The 16,690-nt window shown below is 55.4% G+C and carries 12 protein-coding genes and 5 pseudogenes; 16 read left to right on the forward strand and 1 reads right to left on the reverse strand.

Going from position 1 to position 16,690, the window contains the following annotated elements; translation table 11 throughout:
- Positions 1-173: 173 nt before the first annotated feature.
- The 3 genes and pseudogenes from ihfB to BAY1663_RS15750 all read left to right on the forward strand — a co-directional run bounded on the left by ihfB (position 174) and on the right by BAY1663_RS15750 (position 3,478).
- Entirely contained in the window at positions 174-458 is a 285-nt protein-coding gene (ihfB, locus tag BAY1663_RS15740) for an integration host factor subunit beta (protein ID WP_037042546.1), read from the forward strand.
- Between the two features lie 160 nt (positions 459-618).
- A pseudogene (locus BAY1663_RS15745) lies at positions 619-1,877 on the forward strand (Wzz/FepE/Etk N-terminal domain-containing protein).
- Between the two features lie 315 nt (positions 1,878-2,192).
- Positions 2,193-3,478, forward strand: a pseudogene (locus BAY1663_RS15750) (Wzz/FepE/Etk N-terminal domain-containing protein).
- Positions 3,479-3,565: 87 nt separating this feature from the next.
- On the opposite strand, the gene BAY1663_RS25395 reads toward BAY1663_RS15750, so the two are convergent.
- Positions 3,566-3,817 (reverse strand): hypothetical protein, encoded by a 252-nt coding sequence (locus tag BAY1663_RS25395; protein WP_256206822.1) that lies wholly within the window; start codon positions 3,815-3,817, stop codon positions 3,566-3,568.
- Between BAY1663_RS25395 and BAY1663_RS15755 the strand changes: the two are divergent.
- The 13 genes and pseudogenes from BAY1663_RS15755 (at position 3,701) to BAY1663_RS15810 (ending at position 16,689) form a co-directional block, all read left to right on the forward strand.
- A pseudogene (locus tag BAY1663_RS15755) lies at positions 3,701-5,118 on the forward strand (MBL fold metallo-hydrolase RNA specificity domain-containing protein). The gene BAY1663_RS25395 and the pseudogene BAY1663_RS15755 overlap by 117 nt on opposite strands.
- A complete protein-coding gene (locus BAY1663_RS15760; protein WP_218186679.1) occupies positions 5,084-5,509 on the forward strand; it encodes a hypothetical protein in 426 nt (141 codons plus the stop codon). Before BAY1663_RS15755 ends, BAY1663_RS15760 begins: the two are co-directional and overlap by 35 nt.
- Positions 5,499-6,887, forward strand: coding sequence for an ImmA/IrrE family metallo-endopeptidase (locus BAY1663_RS15765; RefSeq protein ID WP_037042550.1), 1,389 nt, complete (start codon positions 5,499-5,501; stop codon positions 6,885-6,887). Before BAY1663_RS15760 ends, BAY1663_RS15765 begins: the two co-directional genes overlap by 11 nt.
- Before the next feature lie 34 nt (positions 6,888-6,921).
- Positions 6,922-7,320 (forward strand): annotated as a pseudogene (locus tag BAY1663_RS15770) (MBL fold metallo-hydrolase); the annotation flags it as partial.
- A 99-nt stretch (positions 7,321-7,419) separates the two neighbouring features.
- Positions 7,420-8,732 (forward strand): annotated as a pseudogene (wbpA, locus tag BAY1663_RS15775) (UDP-N-acetyl-D-glucosamine 6-dehydrogenase).
- An 81-nt stretch (positions 8,733-8,813) separates the two neighbouring features.
- A complete protein-coding gene (wbpB, locus tag BAY1663_RS15780; RefSeq protein WP_037042555.1) occupies positions 8,814-9,761 on the forward strand; it encodes a UDP-N-acetyl-2-amino-2-deoxy-D-glucuronate oxidase in 948 nt (315 codons plus the stop codon).
- Positions 9,762-9,820: 59 nt separating this feature from the next.
- Positions 9,821-10,405 carry a UDP-2-acetamido-3-amino-2,3-dideoxy-D-glucuronate N-acetyltransferase gene (wbpD, locus tag BAY1663_RS15785; RefSeq protein WP_037042557.1) on the forward strand — a complete coding sequence of 195 codons (585 nt, stop codon included), beginning with the start codon at positions 9,821-9,823 and terminating at the stop codon, positions 10,403-10,405.
- The gene (locus tag BAY1663_RS15790; protein WP_037042560.1) at positions 10,406-11,500 is read left to right on the forward strand and encodes a DegT/DnrJ/EryC1/StrS aminotransferase family protein; all 1,095 of its coding nucleotides are present in this window, start codon (positions 10,406-10,408) and stop codon (positions 11,498-11,500) included.
- A gap of 110 nt (positions 11,501-11,610) precedes the next feature.
- Complete coding sequence (locus BAY1663_RS23090; RefSeq protein ID WP_051497172.1) at positions 11,611-12,840, forward strand: lipopolysaccharide biosynthesis protein; 1,230 nt, start codon at positions 11,611-11,613, stop codon at positions 12,838-12,840.
- Positions 12,837-13,448 carry an imidazole glycerol phosphate synthase subunit HisH gene (hisH, locus tag BAY1663_RS15800; protein WP_037042563.1) on the forward strand — a complete coding sequence of 204 codons (612 nt, stop codon included), beginning with the start codon at positions 12,837-12,839 and terminating at the stop codon, positions 13,446-13,448. Before BAY1663_RS23090 ends, hisH begins: the two co-directional genes overlap by 4 nt.
- Entirely contained in the window at positions 13,449-14,195 is a 747-nt protein-coding gene (locus BAY1663_RS15805) for an AglZ/HisF2 family acetamidino modification protein (RefSeq protein ID WP_037042575.1), read from the forward strand.
- Between the two features lie 14 nt (positions 14,196-14,209).
- On the forward strand, positions 14,210-15,532 hold the full coding sequence (locus BAY1663_RS23970) for a hypothetical protein (RefSeq protein ID WP_128576338.1): 1,323 nt from the start codon (positions 14,210-14,212) through the stop codon (positions 15,530-15,532).
- A gap of 5 nt (positions 15,533-15,537) precedes the next feature.
- A complete protein-coding gene (locus BAY1663_RS15810) occupies positions 15,538-16,689 on the forward strand; it encodes an N-acetyl sugar amidotransferase (RefSeq protein WP_037042577.1) in 1,152 nt (383 codons plus the stop codon).
- Position 16,690 lies beyond the last annotated feature (1 nt).

Genomic DNA, 16,690 nt, shown 5'->3' on the forward strand with positions numbered 1-16,690 from the left:
AAGCTCACCCGAGGTCGGGCCTTCCATAAAAGCAGCCAGCACACTCCGAAGACCTCTCAATAAGAGAACGATCTCCAGCCGACAATCCCGCTCGGGCTGTTCAAACTCTGAACAACATGCTACAAACGACCGCAACCCGAATGATCTAGCCGCTTGAAAACGAAGGGAAAACCATGACCAAGTCGGAATTGATCGAACGTATCGTCACCCAGCAGGGGCTGCTTTCGTCGAAGGATGTCGAGCTGGCCATCAAGACCATGCTTGAGCAAATGGCCCAGGCCTTGGCCACTGGCGAGAGGATCGAAATTCGCGGCTTCGGCAGTTTCTCCCTGCATTACCGCGCGCCCCGCGTAGGCCGTAACCCCAAGACCGGCCAGTCCGTCAGCCTTGACGGCAAGTTCGTTCCGCACTTCAAGCCGGGGAAGGAACTGCGCGATAGGGTCAATGACGACGAATGACAACTGGTGGCGGCCGCACTGGTACAGCCTGGGGATGGCCGCCCTGTTGCTCATAAAAAGTTGTTAAAAATCATCAACTCAACGGAACTTTACGTTTCGAGCGTGTACAAATCCCGATTCGCTTGATTTGCATTGAATGCATCAGTAACAAGGAATCCGGATGACTGCGCAGCCCTCAATCTCAACAGCCGACGAGATCGATCTGGTCGAGCTGTTTCGCGCGCTTTGGCGACAGAAAATATTGATCATCGGTGTGACGTTCGTCGTCGCTCTGATGGCTGCGGCTTACGCCTTTCTGGCGACGCCCTACTATCAAACTAGAACCTATCTTCGGCCCGTCCCGCAGAGCAGCCTCGATCAGCTTAATGAGACCGGCATCTACAAGCTCACGCCGGAAAAAGCCATCAATCGGGTGGCGAGTGGGCTTTCGTCCTACGACAATCGCCTGGATTTTTTCCTGAATAACCAGGAGCTTTTCCAGCCTATCGCCGAGGGCGATTCGCTTGAGCAGGCCTTTGCCGAATTCAACGAGCAGGCCTTCGAAATGCTCTTTCCCGACCCAAAGCGGACGGATAACCGCAGCGCATTCGTCGGCCTCCGGCTCACCTATCCGAAGGGGATGAATGGTGCGTCGATCGTGAATGACTTTGTTGCCTATGTATTGGATCAAGAGCGGCGGGAGATTGCGGAGGACCTGGAGAGCCTGATCAATAATCGCCTGGCTAGCTGGATATGAACATGGAGGCACAACGAGCGAACTACAACGCCTCCAAGGAAGCGAAGATAGCCACTTTGCTTGAGAAGGATGCGCTCAAGCGCGCTCAGCTACAGGACGAACTCTCAGCGCTGCGCGAGGAGTTGAAAACTCGCCGGACCAACCGCATCCAGCAGCTCAGCGAAGCCATTTCTATTGCCGATTCACTGGGCATTCGCACGCCGACAAGTCCATCAACCATGACGGCGGCGACTCATGGAGGCACGCAGGTCATTCGCACCGAAGTAACCAATCAAGAAACGCCTCTATATTTCATGGGGACCGAAGCGCTGATTGCCGAGCGTGATGCGCTTGCCAATCGAAAGTCCGATGATTTTGTCGAGCCTCGTATTGCCGAAATCCAATCCGAATTGGCAATGCTCAAGAACAACCGTGAGGTTGAAATCCTGAAGGAACGAGAAGGCGAAGATCTTTATCTGGCCAACCTTGCACAGTTGCGTGAGGAAGCAGCCCGCCTGAAAGGAATCAAGCTCGATACCGAACGGCTAAGGCTGGTGCGGTTGGATCAGCCCGCATTGGAATCGCTAAAGCCGGTTAAGCCGAAAAAAGCGATGATCCTCGCGTTAGGCCTTGTTCTCGGCGGCATGCTTGGCGTGTTCATCGCGCTGGTGCGTAGCCTGATGGCACGTAGCGCCGAGCAATAGTCGTCGGTTCGGGTAGCGGACCTACCCGAAGCTTGAAATGCATCGCCCCGGGGTGGGCCCACGCAAGCAGCACACCTCCGCCGCATTCGGTGGGGTGTGCGCCCTCGCGGCGATGCAGACCGGCCTGCCAGCCCACTCCAATCTCCCAAAGCCAAGCACTGCACGCTCGATCAAGAGTGATGCACGTCACTTGCTTTTTGTGATCTAGATGGCAAAATGCTGGCCCGCGAAAATGACGGAACATTTCCTTTTTTTGGTCGCGACCCCGGGCGTTGCGTTTTTGCTGCGCCGGGCACTGACGAGACGGAATTCGACGTGAACGCTGTAACCTCCCCGCAACATCTAAGTCCAGTGGCAAACGATGAGATTGATCTGATCCAACTCGTCGGTGCGCTGTGGAAGCAAAAACACTCATCGCTGCTGTTACGGCCCTGGTTGCTGCGATCGGCCTTGTTTATGCCGTGCTCGCACCTCGCTACTACAGCGTCCAGACCGTACTTCGCCCTGCCGCGATCAAGGATCTGGATGAGCTGAATCATCTGGGCATCTACAAGTTGTCGCCGAAGCAGGCACTGGCTCAAGTCGGGGCGGCGCTTGATTCCTATGACAACCGGCTCGGCTTCTTTCGCGATAACCAGCAGCTCTTTGCTGAACTGGCTCAGCCCGGCCGCAGCCTCGAGCAAACATTCGAGGCGTTCAATGACGAAGCCTTCAAGCTGCTGCAGCCCGATCCCAAGAAACCCGAGGGGACGACGACGCCTTTTGTCGGCCTACAATTGACCTATCCACAAGACCTCAACGGCGTGAAGGTGGTCAACGGCTTCGTAGAGTATTCCTTGGACAAGGTACGCAAGGAAATCTCGGCCGACCTCGATACGCTCATCGGCAACCGCCTCAACCAACTGGACAAGAACATCGCAGCGGCTCGCGCGAGTTACGAGGCCACCAAAGAGATCAAGATCGCCAAGCTGAGCGAGGCGGATGCGCTCCAGCGTGCCCAATTGAACGACGAGCTGGCAGCACTGCGACAGCAGTTGAAGACTCGCCGTGAAAATCGCATCAACCAGCTCAATGAAGCGATTCGGATCGCAACATCATTGGGCATCAGCAAGCCCACCACGCCGTCGGCGCTTGGCGCTGCCGAGATCACGAGCCAAGGCAGTGTGATCCGCACCGAGGTCAACAACCAGCAAATACCGCTCTACTTCATGGGCACCGATGCACTGGAGGCCGAACGAAAGGCGCTTTTGGCACGCCGCTCTGATGACTTCACCGAGCCGCGCATCGCACAGATCGCCCGTGAGCTGAAATTACTGGAGCACAACCGCCAGATCGAAGTACTCAACAGCCGCGAAAACGAAGACCTGTTCCTGAAAAATCTTGCTGGTTGGCGGGAAGAGGCCGCACGCCTGCGCGCGCTGCACTTCGATACGGAAGCGCTCAAGCTGGTCTCCATCGATCAGCGTGCAGTAGAGCCGCGTCACCCCATCAAGCCTAGAGCAGCCTTGATCCTGGTTCTGGCATTAATACTCGGCGCTATGCTGGGTGTGTTCATCGCACTCGTGCGTCATATGGCCCAAGGCCAGCACTCAAAGGCTTAGTATAGCCCGCTAAATCAGGCGATCGCCTCGTTCGCGCATACTGCCCATCGGGAGCGGCACGTATAGCGTGCTGCGGTAGCTTGCCCATTACTGATGTGCCTCGGTAAAGGACTGACCATGCACTTCCCGCATATCGAACACCATGGCGCCCAAGATGGCGTTACGGGCTCCTGCCACCAATTGCACATGGATGCGGCCAGTAGCTTGTTGGTCGATTGCGGGTTGTTCCAGGGCAACGAGGCTTCGGCGGATGGTCGCTCCGGGGCTGGCCATCCGGCCATCGAATTCTCGCTGGCTACCGTCAAGGCGCTGGCCGTCACCCACGTGCATATCGACCATGTGGGGCGGATTCCCTACCTGCTCGCTGCCGGCTTCAAAGGCCGATCCTCTGCAGCGAACCTTCGGCCAGGCTGTTGCCCATCGTCCTCGAAGATGCCTTCAAGCTGGGCTTCAGCCGTGACCAGAAGGATGTGGAACGTTACATCAAGCTGGTCGAACAGCGCCTGCTTCCCTTGCCATACAAGCAGTGGTTCACCCTTGTTGAAACCGACGCGCTGGTAGCGCGCATCCGCCTGCAGCGTGCCGGCCATATCCTCGGCTCGGCCTACGTGGAAATCGACCTGACCTATCCCGCCACTGGCGATAACAAGCGCGTCGTTTTTTCCGGCGACCTGGGCGCACCCCACGCGCCGCTACTGATGCCCCCCGAACCGCCCGAGCGTGCCGATATCCTGGTGCTGGAAAGCACCTACGGCGACCGCCTGCACGAAGACCGTGCCAGCCGCCGCCAACGCCTCGAAGCCGTCATCGAGCGCGCCCTGCAGGATCAAGGCACCGTTCTGATCCCGGCCTTCAGCATCGGCCGCACCCAGGAACTGCTCTACGAGCTGGAAGAAATCATCCACACCAAACTCACCAGCCCCGCAATTGCCCCTGTAGGAGCGAGCTCGCTCGCGAACAACCCCTATGCCGTCGGTGAGGCTGTGTCACCCACCAACTGGCCAGAACTCCCCATCATCCTCGACTCTCCGCTGGCCAGCCGCTTCACCGAGGCCTACCGCAGCCTGCAACCCTACTGGAACCAGGAAGCCCGCGAGCGGGTCGAAGCCGGCCGCAACCCGCTGGCCTTCGATAGCTTGATCAAGGTCGACAGCCACGCCGACCATATCGCCGTGGTCAACCACCTCACCCAAACCGCGCGTCCCGCCATCGTTATCGCGGGCAATGGCATGTGTTCGGGTGGGCGCATCGTCAATTACCTGAAGGCCATGCTGCACGACTCCAGACATGACGTCCTGTTCGTCGGCTACCAGGCCCAAGGCACCCCCGGCCACGCCATCCAGCAATACGGCCCCAAGGGCGGCTATGTCGATCTGGATGGCGAGCGCTTCGATATCCGGGCGAAGGTAACCAGCATCGGCGGCTACTCGGCGCATGCGGATCAGCAGGGATTAGTGGAGTTCGTGACGGGGATGCGGGAGTGGCCGAGGGATATACGGATCGTGCATGGCGAACGAGAAGCCAAGCGAATCCTGGCTGCCCAGCTCCGCGAACAATACAAGCAACACCACAGACCGCCTGTCGCAATCACGACCGGCGGGGCAGATGATTTGGCCGATCAGGACGTTTTCCATGCATGAAGCAATGACCTGCAAGCGACGGCGCTACGATCCGGGCGAGCACCGCTTCAAGCATTGCTGGAACGAACCCAGGGCTGCGTTCGTGCACGAGGGCAGCGCCCAGATTGGCAAATGCCCATCGACCCTGAGCAAGCGACTGGCGGAACAGTTGCTCAATGACGGCATCGGTTACCCCGTTGGGTTGGAACACCCCGAGCGCATCTACAGCGTCCATGATGGAGTGGTGTATGAGGCTGTATACTCCGGCGACAGCTGGCATGGCTACCCATGGCGCTACCGCCCTGGGCGCAGATCCTTGCCGCGCCAGATCAGGCAGGAACTGGAAAATCGTGCGGAGCAGCAAGGCTGCTTGCCTGGCTATCGGCACTGGATGAAAGAACATGGCCGCTGAACTGAAGCTCATCGTCGATTCCGCGCCTTCGCAAGGCAGCCTGGAGCATGGCTGGGTGAAAGCCTCTCTGTACCTCGATGGTCAGCCTTACTGGTACGGCGATGACGAGCAAGGCAGCCTCGACTGGACCTGGATCGACTTGCTCCATTACCTGGGCCAGAACTGGTCGGCGTTGATGCTGGAGCAGGGCTTGCCACTGCCGCTGGATGACGTGCCTCATCCCGGCAAGCTGCTGGAAAAGGCCGAGGCGCGCTGGGAAGACATGCCCGAGCCGCAGATTCACGCCGAGGAAAACCAGCTTTATCGATACCTCGATCGCCATAATCTTTCCGTGGCCATGAACGGTGCCAACCTGCCGATGCTGCTTTGGTTGCGCAGCGGCAACACGCTCTGGCTGGTGGATGAGGATGAACAGGCGCGGCGCCTGGACTTCCAGCGGCTGGGCCGGCAACTGGAAGAAATCGGTGATGCTCTCGCTAACCTCTTCGCCAAGAGCACCCAGCCTCATGTGCGAGCGGCTGTCACCCATTGGCACGGGCGCCAGCAACAATTAAGCAGGGATTACCTGAATTACAGCACAGGGATGAGCCCTCAGCGTCTGGATGAACTCTCCCGACTCGTTGCTCTCGAGCCTGCGGCCAACGATCTGGCTTTCGCTCAAGAACCGGTCTACCTCGCGGCTGCGAGAATGGCTCGCCATCACCTGAGCACCGTTCAGATCGCCGAGATCATGCAGCGGCTGCAGCAAGCCCCTGCGCTCGGCAAGCAGCCTTTCGCCCGCCTCGCCGCTGAGGCCAACGCCAAGATCGAACAACTGACTGGCAGCCCGCCGTTCGAGCAGGGCTATCAATTGGCGCGCTGGCTACGCGAGCAATTGCACATGGTGCCAAGCGCGCCGTTCGAACCCGAAACAGTGCTCGAACAGGAGGGCGTGTCGATCGAGGAGTTGACGCTGGAGAGCGATGCTGTCGACGCGATCGCCTGCTGGGGCAGCATTGACCCACTGATTCTGCTCAACCGCAATGAACAGGCCAGGGCGGCCAGCAAGCACGGTCGTCGTAGCACCCTGGCCCACGAACTTTGTCACCTGCTGGTCGACCGAACCCGCGCGCTGCCGGTTGCCGAAGTACTCGGCGGCGAAGTGGACAGCGAAAGTGAAAAACGTGCCAATGCCTTTGCCGCCGAAGCCCTGTTGCCCCAGGCACATGCCATCGAGGTGCTGCGAAACGCACCCAGCCTGCACGAGGCTGTGGAAACCCTGTCACGTACTCACCAGGTCAGCCGGCAGCTGGTCGCGTACCAACTGCACAACGCCCCTGGCGTGGAGCTGAGCGAGGATGAACAGGTTGCCCTGCGTAATTACGGCGTGAGGGCATAGGCGTGCAGCGCATTGGAACAACGTACTCGTGAACACCGTCGACAGCCACGCCGACCCTATCGCCGTGGTCAACCACCTCACCCAGACCGCACGGCCCGCCATCGTTATCGCGGGCAGCGGCATGTGCTCGGGTGGGCGCATCGTCAATTACCTGAAGGCCATGCTGCACGACTCCAGGCATGACGTCCTGTTCGTCGGTTACCAGGCCCAGGGCACCCCCGGCCACGCCATCCAGCAATACGGCCCCAGGGGCGGCTATGTCGATCTGGATGGCGAGCGTTTTGCTATTCGGGCGAAGGTGACCAGCATCTGCGGCTACTTGGAGCATGCGGATCAGCAGGGTCTGGTGGTGGAGTTCGTGACGGGAACGCCGGAATGGCTTGGTAAGATCAGGCATGTGCATGGCGATGAGTGGGCGAATTACATGAGTTGAATAGGTCGCTTTCAACAGCCTTAAGTACTCCAAATTAATTAAATATCTCAGTTAAAACTTAAGCCGCCTGCCGGCATTACATTCTACGGAGCGAGTTAGATGTCCGAGCAAAAACAAGCCACCATTGCCAAATTCAAGAACAAGGAAGCCTTGATTGGCATTCTCGGCCTTGGCTACGTGGCTTGCCCTTGATGTTGCGCTATAACGCCATTGGGTTCCGTGTACTTGGCATAGATATCGATGAAAGTAAGGTGGACAAGCTGAACGCGGGCCAGAGCTACATCGAGCATATTCCGGCAGCAAGCATTGCAGCGGCCCAGCAAAGCGGCTTTAGCGCAACGACTGACTTCAGCCGCGCCAGCGAATGCGATGCGTTGATCCTCTGCGTGCCGACACCGCTGAACAAGTATCGCGAGCCGGATATGAGCTTCGTGATTAACACTACAGATGCAATTCAACCCTATCTTCGTCCTGGTCAGGTCGTCTCGCTAGAAAGCACCACATATCCTGGTACGACAGAAGAAGAGCTTCTGCCTCGGGTTCAGCAAGGTGGCCTCGTCGTGGGTGAGAACATTTTTCTTGTTTACTCCCCCGAGCGCGAAGATCCGGGCAACCCGAACTTCGAGACTCGCACGATTCCGAAGGTGATTGGCGGCCATACGCCGGCGTGCCTGGAGGTCGGCGTTGCGCTTTACGATCAGGCCATCGATCAGGTCGTACCGGTCAGTTCGACCAAAGCGGCCGAGATGACCAAGCTGCTGGAAAACATCCACCGTGCGGTCAATATAGGTCTGGTCAACGAGATGAAGGTTGTTGCTGATCGCATGGGCATCGATATTTTCGAGGTGGTTGATGCCGCTGCGACCAAACCCTTCGGCTTTACCGCCTACTACCCTGGCCCAGGCCTGGGCGGCCATTGCATTCCGATCGATCCCTTCTACCTGACCTGGAAAGCGCGCGAATACGGCCTGCATACCCGTTTCATCGAGCTGTCTGGCGAGGTGAACCGTGCCATGCCGGAATATGTTCTGAGTAAGCTGATGGATGGCCTGAACGACAGTGGCAAGGCGTTGAAAGGCAGTAAGGTGCTTGTTCTGGGCATCGCTTATAAGAAAAACGTGGACGACATGCGCGAATCGCCATCAGTCGAAATCATGGAACTGATCGAAGCCAAAGGTGGTGTGGTCGCTTACAGCGATCCACATGTCCTCGCCTTCCCCAAAATGCGCGAGCATCACTTCACGCTGAGTAGTGAAGCGTTGACTGCCGAGAACCTTGCCAATTTCGATGCAGTGGTATTGGCCACCGACCATGACCAGTTCGATTACGAGCTGATCAAACAGCACGCCAAGCTGATTGTTGATAGTCGTGGAAAATACCGAGCTCCGGCTCCACACATTATCAAGGCCTGACCAAGATAAAAATCTTCCATTAAATTGCCCGGTAGGTTTGATTGGTCACTGCCGGGCGCTGAGGCGTCAAAAGGAATTCAGATGAAAAAATTTGCCCTGATCGGTGCTGCCGGTTACATCGCTCCTCGCCACATGCGTGCCATCAAGGACACCGGTAACATTCTGGTCTCCGCCTATGACATCAACGATTCGGTCGGCATCATCGATAGCATTTCCCCGCAAAGTGAATTTTTTACCGAATTCGAGCGTTTTCAGGAGCATGCATACCGCCTCAAGCGCGCCCCGGCGACTGCCCTCGATTACGTTTCTGTTTGCTCGCCAAACTACCTGCACCATGCTCATATCGTTGCCGGCCTGCGGTTGGGGTGCGATGTGATCTGCGAGAAGCCGCTCGTACCCACCCCAGAGAACCTGGATGAATTGGCGCTGGTTGAGCGAGAAACCGGCAAGCGCCTCTTCAATATTCTGCAACTGCGCCACCACCAAGCCATTCTCGACCTGAAGGAAAAAGTCGCCCGCGAAAAGGCCAGCCATAAATACGATGTCGAGCTGACCTACATCACCAGCCGTGGCAAGTGGTACATGGAGAGCTGGAAGGGCGATCCGCGCAAGTCTTTCGGCGTCGCCACCAACATCGGTGTGCACTTCTACGACATGCTGCACTTCATCTTCGGCAAGCTGCAGCGCAACGTAGTGCACTTCGCTTCCGACTACAAAGCCGCCGGCTATCTGGAATACGAAAAAGCACGAGTTCGCTGGTTCCTGTCGATTGACGCCAACGACTTGCCGGATGCCGTGAAAGGGAAGAAACCCACCTACCGCTCCATCACCGTCAACGGCGAAGAGATGGAATTCTCCGAAGGCTTCACTGATCTGCATACCACCAGCTATGAGGAAATTCTTGCTGGTCGCGGTTACGGCATCGAAGACGCTCGCCACTGCGTGGAAACGGTCAACACCATCCGCTCCGCTTCCAGCGTTAGCCCGCAGAACGATGAAGGCCACCCCTTCCTCAACCGCCTGGTCTGACCCGTCAAATGTAGGAGCCAGCTTGCTGGCGAAAAGTGCTCGATCACACAGGAAACCCCATGTCCTACTATCAACACCCCAGCGCCATTGTTGATGACGGCGCGCAGATCGGCGAAGGGTCGCGCGTCTGGCATTTCGTGCACGTCTGCGGCGGTGCACGTATTGGCAAGGGCGTTTCCCTTGGCCAGAACGTATTCGTCGGCAACAGGGTCGTCATCGGTGACAACTGCAAGGTGCAGAACAACGTCTCTGTCTACGACAACGTCACCCTTGAAGAGGGTGTGTTCTGCGGCCCAAGCATGGTTTTTACCAACGTCTACAATCCTCGATCCCTTATTGAGCGCAAAGACCAATACCGCGACACCCTGGTAAAGAAAGGTGCCACCCTGGGTGCCAACTGCACCATCGTCTGCGGCGTGACCATCGGTGAATACGCGTTCGTTGGTGCCGGCGCGGTAGTCAACAAGGACATCCCTGCCTATGCGCTGATGGTTGGCGTACCGGCCCGGCAGATCGGCTGGATGAGCGAATTTGGCGAACAGTTGGAGCTGCCGGTAAACGGGGAGGGCGAAGTCGCTTGCCCCCATACCAGCGCCCGCTATGTATTGACCGGCAACATACTGAACAAAGTGGATGCGCAGTAAATGATCGAATTCATCGACCTGAAAACCCAGCAGGCCCGCATCAAAGACAAGATCGACGCTGGCATTCAGCGCGTCCTCGCCCACGGCCAATACATCCTCGGGCCGGAAGTGGCGGAGCTGGAAGAAAAGCTGGCCGCCTTCGTCGGCGCTAAATATTGCATCACATGCGCCAACGGCACTGATGCTTTGCAGATCGCGCAAATGGCGCTGGGTATCGGCCCTGGCGATGAAGTCATTACACCCGGCTTCACCTATATCGCTACAGCCGAAACCGTAGCCCTGCTGGGCGCCAAGCCGGTGTATGTGGACATCGATCCGCGTACCTACAACCTAGATCCGAAATTACTAGAAGCGGCCATCACACCTCGCACAAAAGCGATTATCCCGGTTTCGCTGTACGGCCAGTGCGCCGATATGGACGCCATCAACGCTATTGCAGCTAAACACGGCATTCCAGTGATTGAGGATGCCGCCCAGAGTTTTGGTGCGACCTACAAGGGCAAGCGCTCTTGCAACTTGACCACCATCGCCTGCACCAGCTTCTTCCCCAGCAAGCCTCTAGGCTGCTATGGCGATGGGGGCGCGATTTTCACCAATGACGACGAACTGGCAAAAGTGCTCCGTCAGATCGCTCGGCATGGCCAAGATCGTCGCTATCACCATGTTCGGGTTGGCGTGAATAGCCGGCTGGATACTTTGCAAGCGGCGATTTTGCTGCCAAAGCTGGATATATTCGAAGAGGAAATCCAGCTACGTCAGCAGGTCGCAAGCAGTTATGTCTCTCTTCTGGATGAGGCCGGCATAGCTACGCCCTTTATTGAGGCTCACAACCAGAGCGCATGGGCACAGTTCACCGTCCAGTTGGAAAGTCGTGAATTAGTGCAGGAACACTTGAGGCTTGTAGGTGTTCCGACGGCTGTTCATTATCCGATCCCTCTTAATCGTCAGCCCGCAGTCAGTGATGCGTATGCGGTTCTGCCGGTGGGCGATGCCGTCGCCACTCGAGTGATGAGCTTGCCAATGCATCCTTATCTTTCCGACGATCATTTAAATAAAGTTGTAACGCCACTGGTTGAAATCATGGGTGGGGCATAAGTTGCGGGTAACTAGACCACCAGTGGCCGGGACCTCTTTTCGTTTGTCTTGGCTCGCTGCGCAAGCCTCGTTAGCTCTCTTGAATGGCTTTCTACAGCAGGCCTCAGCTGATGAGTAGCTATTGGAAAAGTGTCGTTTCAGTACTGACGGGCACTGCCCTGGCCCAGATTATTCCGATTATCGGGTCGCTGGTAATTGCCCGGCTATACGCGCCAGCCGAGTTTGGCGTCTTTTCAGCCTGGCTCGGTATAGTGCTGCTGCTTGGCGTGGTGTTGACTGGTCGTTTCGAAACGTCTCTAGCGATCGAGGTGGACGGGGAGCCACGTCGGCTCGCAGTCGTTTCTACATTAGCCACAGCATGCCTGGTGGCCTGCGCTGCTGCCATCTTGCTCGCTTCAGGAACAGTCGTCGCGTCAGGCGTGATTGATGATTTTCCGTCTGTGTTGATTGTCGCAGCGGTACCGACTGCATTGGCAATCGCGGCAGCGCAAACCTGGCAATCCTGGGCCGCGGCAGAAGGTAGTTATCGCCAACTGTCGATGATGCGCATCGCGCAGGCAGGCGCAGTAACGTTAATTCAGATCCTCGCTGGGCTATTTCACGCGTCCGCAGACGCTCTCGCCATTGCACACCTTCTGGGCGTGATTGTCGGACTCGCCTGTTCCGCCTACCTGATGCCTGCCGGCACCTTTCCCGCCGCTCAAGCCGCCGTGACGATCCGAAGCTTCTGGAGCCGTCAACGCCGTTTTCCGTTGTTGTCATTGCCAGCAGATGCCATCAATACGGCGGCAGCCCAGTTGCCACTCCTGATCGTAGCCAGCCGATTCGGCGCAGAAACTGCCGGGCTCTTGGCCATGACCATGCGGATACTGGGTGCACCAATCGGCCTGCTCGGGAAATCGGTTCTCGATGTTTTCAAGCGCCATGCAGCCACCAGTTTTCGCGAGCGCGGTGAATGCCGTAGCGACTACCTTCGAACCTTTAAGGTGCTGGCATCAGGCTCGTTTGCCTTCTGCATAGTGATGGTGTTCGCCAGCGAGTCGCTGTTTGCACTGGCGTTCGGCGAGGCATGGCGCGGTGCCGGCACGATCGCCGTTTGGTTGCTACCCCTTTTCGCTCTGCGATTTATTGCCAGCCCACTGAGCTATATGGTTTACATCGCGGGCAAACAACATGTGGATCTTTTCTGGCAGATCGCCTTGTTAGGCATGACCATCACCAGCCTAAGCATTCCGACTAATCATCAACTTGCGTTGCAGATATACAGCGCTGGATACAGCATGCTCTATGTCATCTATCTCACAATGTCGTATCGCTTTAGCCTGGGAGTAAGACGTTGATCGCAATCATCGACTACGACATCGGGAATATCAGTGCTGTTGCCAACATGCTGCTGCGGCTTGGAATCCGATGCACGATCACTGCTCAACCGGAAGAGGTCGAGCAGGCCGAGCGTATCATCTTGCCGGGCAATGGTTCATTCGATGCCTGTATGCAGAACCTCCGCGCGAGCGGGCTGATTCCCGTGCTGGAACGTAAGGTGCTCGAACAAGGAACGCCATTGTTGGGTATATGCGTTGGCGCACAGATGCTCGGCACCGCAAGTGCCGAGGGAAAGGAGAGAGGACTCGGCTGGCTTGATATGCGGGTTCGCCGCTTCCCGGACATTGCCGATTTGCGCATACCGCACATGGGTTGGAATCAAGTGCGCCCGACGTCAGATAGTCATCGCCTGACTCGTGGCATGGATGCCGAGGCGCGCTTCTACTTCGTGCATAGCTACTACATGGAACCGGCTGATCCGGATGACGTTCTTTTGCTTGCGAACTACGGTATCGAATTCGCGGCGGGTGTATCGCGCGCGAACATATCAGGTGTTCAATTCCATCCCGAGAAAAGTCATCGATTCGGTAAGCAACTCCTCGCTTCGTTTGTGAAAGGTGACTGAATGTACCGTGCACGTGTCATCCCTTGCTTACTCGTTCGCGGTAATGGACTGGTCAAGACTCGGAAGTTCAAAGAGCCGGTGTACGTCGGCGATCCTATTAATGCGATGCGGATTTTCAGCGACAAGGAGGTCGACGAGATCGTCGTACTCGATATAGATGCGTCACGCGAAGGAAGAGAGCCCAACTACGCGCTGATCGAGGAAATGGCTGGCGAGGCCTTTATGCCGATGGCCTACGGAGGTGGTATCCGCAATCTTGAACAAGTACGCCGCCTGATTCGCTCAGGAATCGAGAAAGTCGTCATCAATACGGCAGCAACCGAATCAACGGATGTGATTCGCGAAGCTGCCGACATGTTTGGTAGCCAGGCAGTCGTCGGTGCTGTGGACGTCAAGAAGACCCTATTCGGCGCATACCGCGTGGTTACCAAGTCGGCAACTGTCGACGCTAAAATTGGGCTCGATGAGCACATACAGCAGCTGGTATCAGCAGGTGTAGGTGAGATATTCCTCAACAATGTGGATCGTGACGGCATGATGGCTGGGTATGATTTGCAGCTCCTGCGCAGCATTACGCAGAAGGTGAATGTCCCGGTTGTGGCCTGTGGCGGTGCCGGCACCGTAGAGCATCTTTCGCAGGCGGTCAGTGAGGGCGGTGCTTCAGCAGTCGCCGCGGGGAGCATGTTTGTGTTTCACGGCAAGCATAGAGCTGTGCTCATTAACTATCCCAAGAACATCGACTTCTAGAATCGGGCTATTAAATGTCATCAATATTCGCTCGTGCAGGTGCACTGAGCAGTCTTTTTCTTCTGGCTGTAAGTCTTCTTGTTGTTTACGACCTCCAGTTGGCCGAAATGAACGAATATATGGGGTATCGAAAATTTCCCATTGACTTGCCTTATGTCATGTCTTCTGGATTAGCGGTTTTTGTAATAGCTATTTTAATGCCGCTAGAAATTCGACGCCCGTCTGATTTCTTTACATTTTTATATGGGTTATTCGTACTTCTGCCATATGCAACCTTGTTTCCGATCCGTACACCGGTAGATTTTCAGAATTCCATACTTTTTTTCTCTGCCCTTGCTGGGCCCTTATTTGCAGTTCGTATAGCAAGTGTGGTTGTTCCTCCTCTAAGAGTTCCGGCGTTGATCGATCCGAAGATATTTATTTATTTTCTTGTGCTCCTTTGCCTTGTGGGCGTATTTCTTGCGCTATCGAATTCACCAGCCTCGGCTGGTTTTGACTTTGCCACGGCCTATGAGCGCCGAATTCAAGGGCGGGAAATTTTCCTTGCAGGCACACCGATGGCGTACTTGAATGCCGCAATTTTAAATGGCTTTGCCCCTTTCTTAGCTTTTGTCGCTGGCTGGCAACGCCGGTATTGGTTGCTTGCATTGTCACTATTTTGCGGGTTTGCGTTTTTCTATCTTCTTGGCATGAAGGCACCGATCCTTTTTGTCGGTGTTGCTTTGATAATCGGTTATTCGGTGCGTAGGGGTAAAGTTCATAAGATGGTAAGAACGATCTATGTTCTTATGCTAGTAGCATTCATATTATTTCTTTTTGAGTACGTGATTTTCGGTTATTCCTTAATTGCCGACTATTTTATTCGTCGTGCGTTTAGCGTTCCTGCTTGGTTGAGCTCTGCGTATTTTGAGTTTATGTCCTCGGAAACTACAACTGCTTGGCTGCCATTGCATGGTATCAGTTCAGCGGAGCCAATCACCTTTCTCGTCGGTGAGCGGTTTCTAGGTTTTCCAGGGTTGAATGCAAACACCAATGCATTTATCTACCAACTTGCAGCTGGAGGCATACCTATGTATGTGCTCACAGTTTTGCTTGTCGCATTTATTTTCTCCTTGCTTGATGCAGCTTATAAGTGTAGGGGTAATCCTGCCCTGGTGTATCTTGGATTCTCTTACGCCATATTGCTCACGGAGCAAGCCGCTACGACCGCATTAGTATCTTCCGGCATTGGTATACTTGTTATACTTGTTATTTTTTCGAGTACTAATGAAAGCTATGCGATTTTTCGTGGAATACTAAAAACTTTTAACTTATTTCTATCGAAATTTTCTGGATGACTCATATGCAAACTCCTACTACCAACGTCACAGTCTGCAGCAGGTGCGTAATGGACACCTCTGATCCAGAAATCACCTTCGACGCAAATGGCGTTTGTAATCACTGTATCGAATTTGACACGATAACTCGCCAAAACTGGTTTCCCAACGAGGAGGGAGCTGAGCGCTGGGCCTCGATTCTCGAGCAGATCAAGGCTGCAGGTCGCGGCCAGGAATACGACTGCATCCTCGGCCTGAGTGGGGGCGTCGACAGCTCCTATCTCGCGATCAAAGTCCATGAGTGGGGCTTGCGTCCGCTTGTTGTCCATGTCGACGCGGGGTGGAACAGCGAACTCGCGGTAGCCAATATCGAGGCGCTGGTTAAACATTGCAATTACGATTTGCATACCCACGTCGTGGATTGGGAAGACATGCGCGATTTGCATCTGGCCTACCTGCGTGCAGGTATCTCCAACCAAGATGTACCTCAGGATCATATCTTCTTCGCGAGCCTTTACCACTTTGCTACCAAAAATAGGATTCGCTACATCCTCTCCGGCGGCAATCTCGCAACCGAAGGGATATTCCCTAAAACGTGGCACGGCAGCGCCATGGATGCGATCAATCTCAAAGCGATCCATCGAAAATATGGTGAACGCAAGCTGCGCAACTACAAGACGATAAGCTTTTTCCAGTACTACATCTGGTACCCGTTTGTTAAGAAAATGCGTACCGTACGCCCGCTGAACTATATGCCCTACGATAAAGCTAAGGCTCTCGATGAGCTGGAAAAAACCGTTGGTTACAAGCCCTATGCTCGTAAGCATGGTGAATCACAGTTTACCAAGGTGTTCCAGAATTACTATCTACCTGAAAAGTTCGGCTATGACAAACGGCGCCCGCATTTATCGAGTCTCATCGTTTCAGGGCAAATGACCCGGGATGAAGCGATGATTAAACTCGCCGAACCGCTTTATGGTGCTGACGAGTTTGAAGTTGATATTGCTTATTTTTGTAAAAAACTACGTATAACACGAAATGAGTTCGACGAGCTGCTAAATGCTCCCGCTCATAGGCATGACGATTTTCCAACATGGGATAGGCGCTATAAGCTTCTCAAGCGTATACAGAACTTTTTAGAGAGGGTCTCTGGGAAAAAAGTAAACATCTATTCTTGAA

Origin of the sequence: Pseudomonas sp. BAY1663 (genome assembly GCF_000582595.1) — a bacterium.
GTDB classification, from domain to species: domain Bacteria; phylum Pseudomonadota; class Gammaproteobacteria; order Pseudomonadales; family Pseudomonadaceae; genus Stutzerimonas; species Stutzerimonas stutzeri_AF.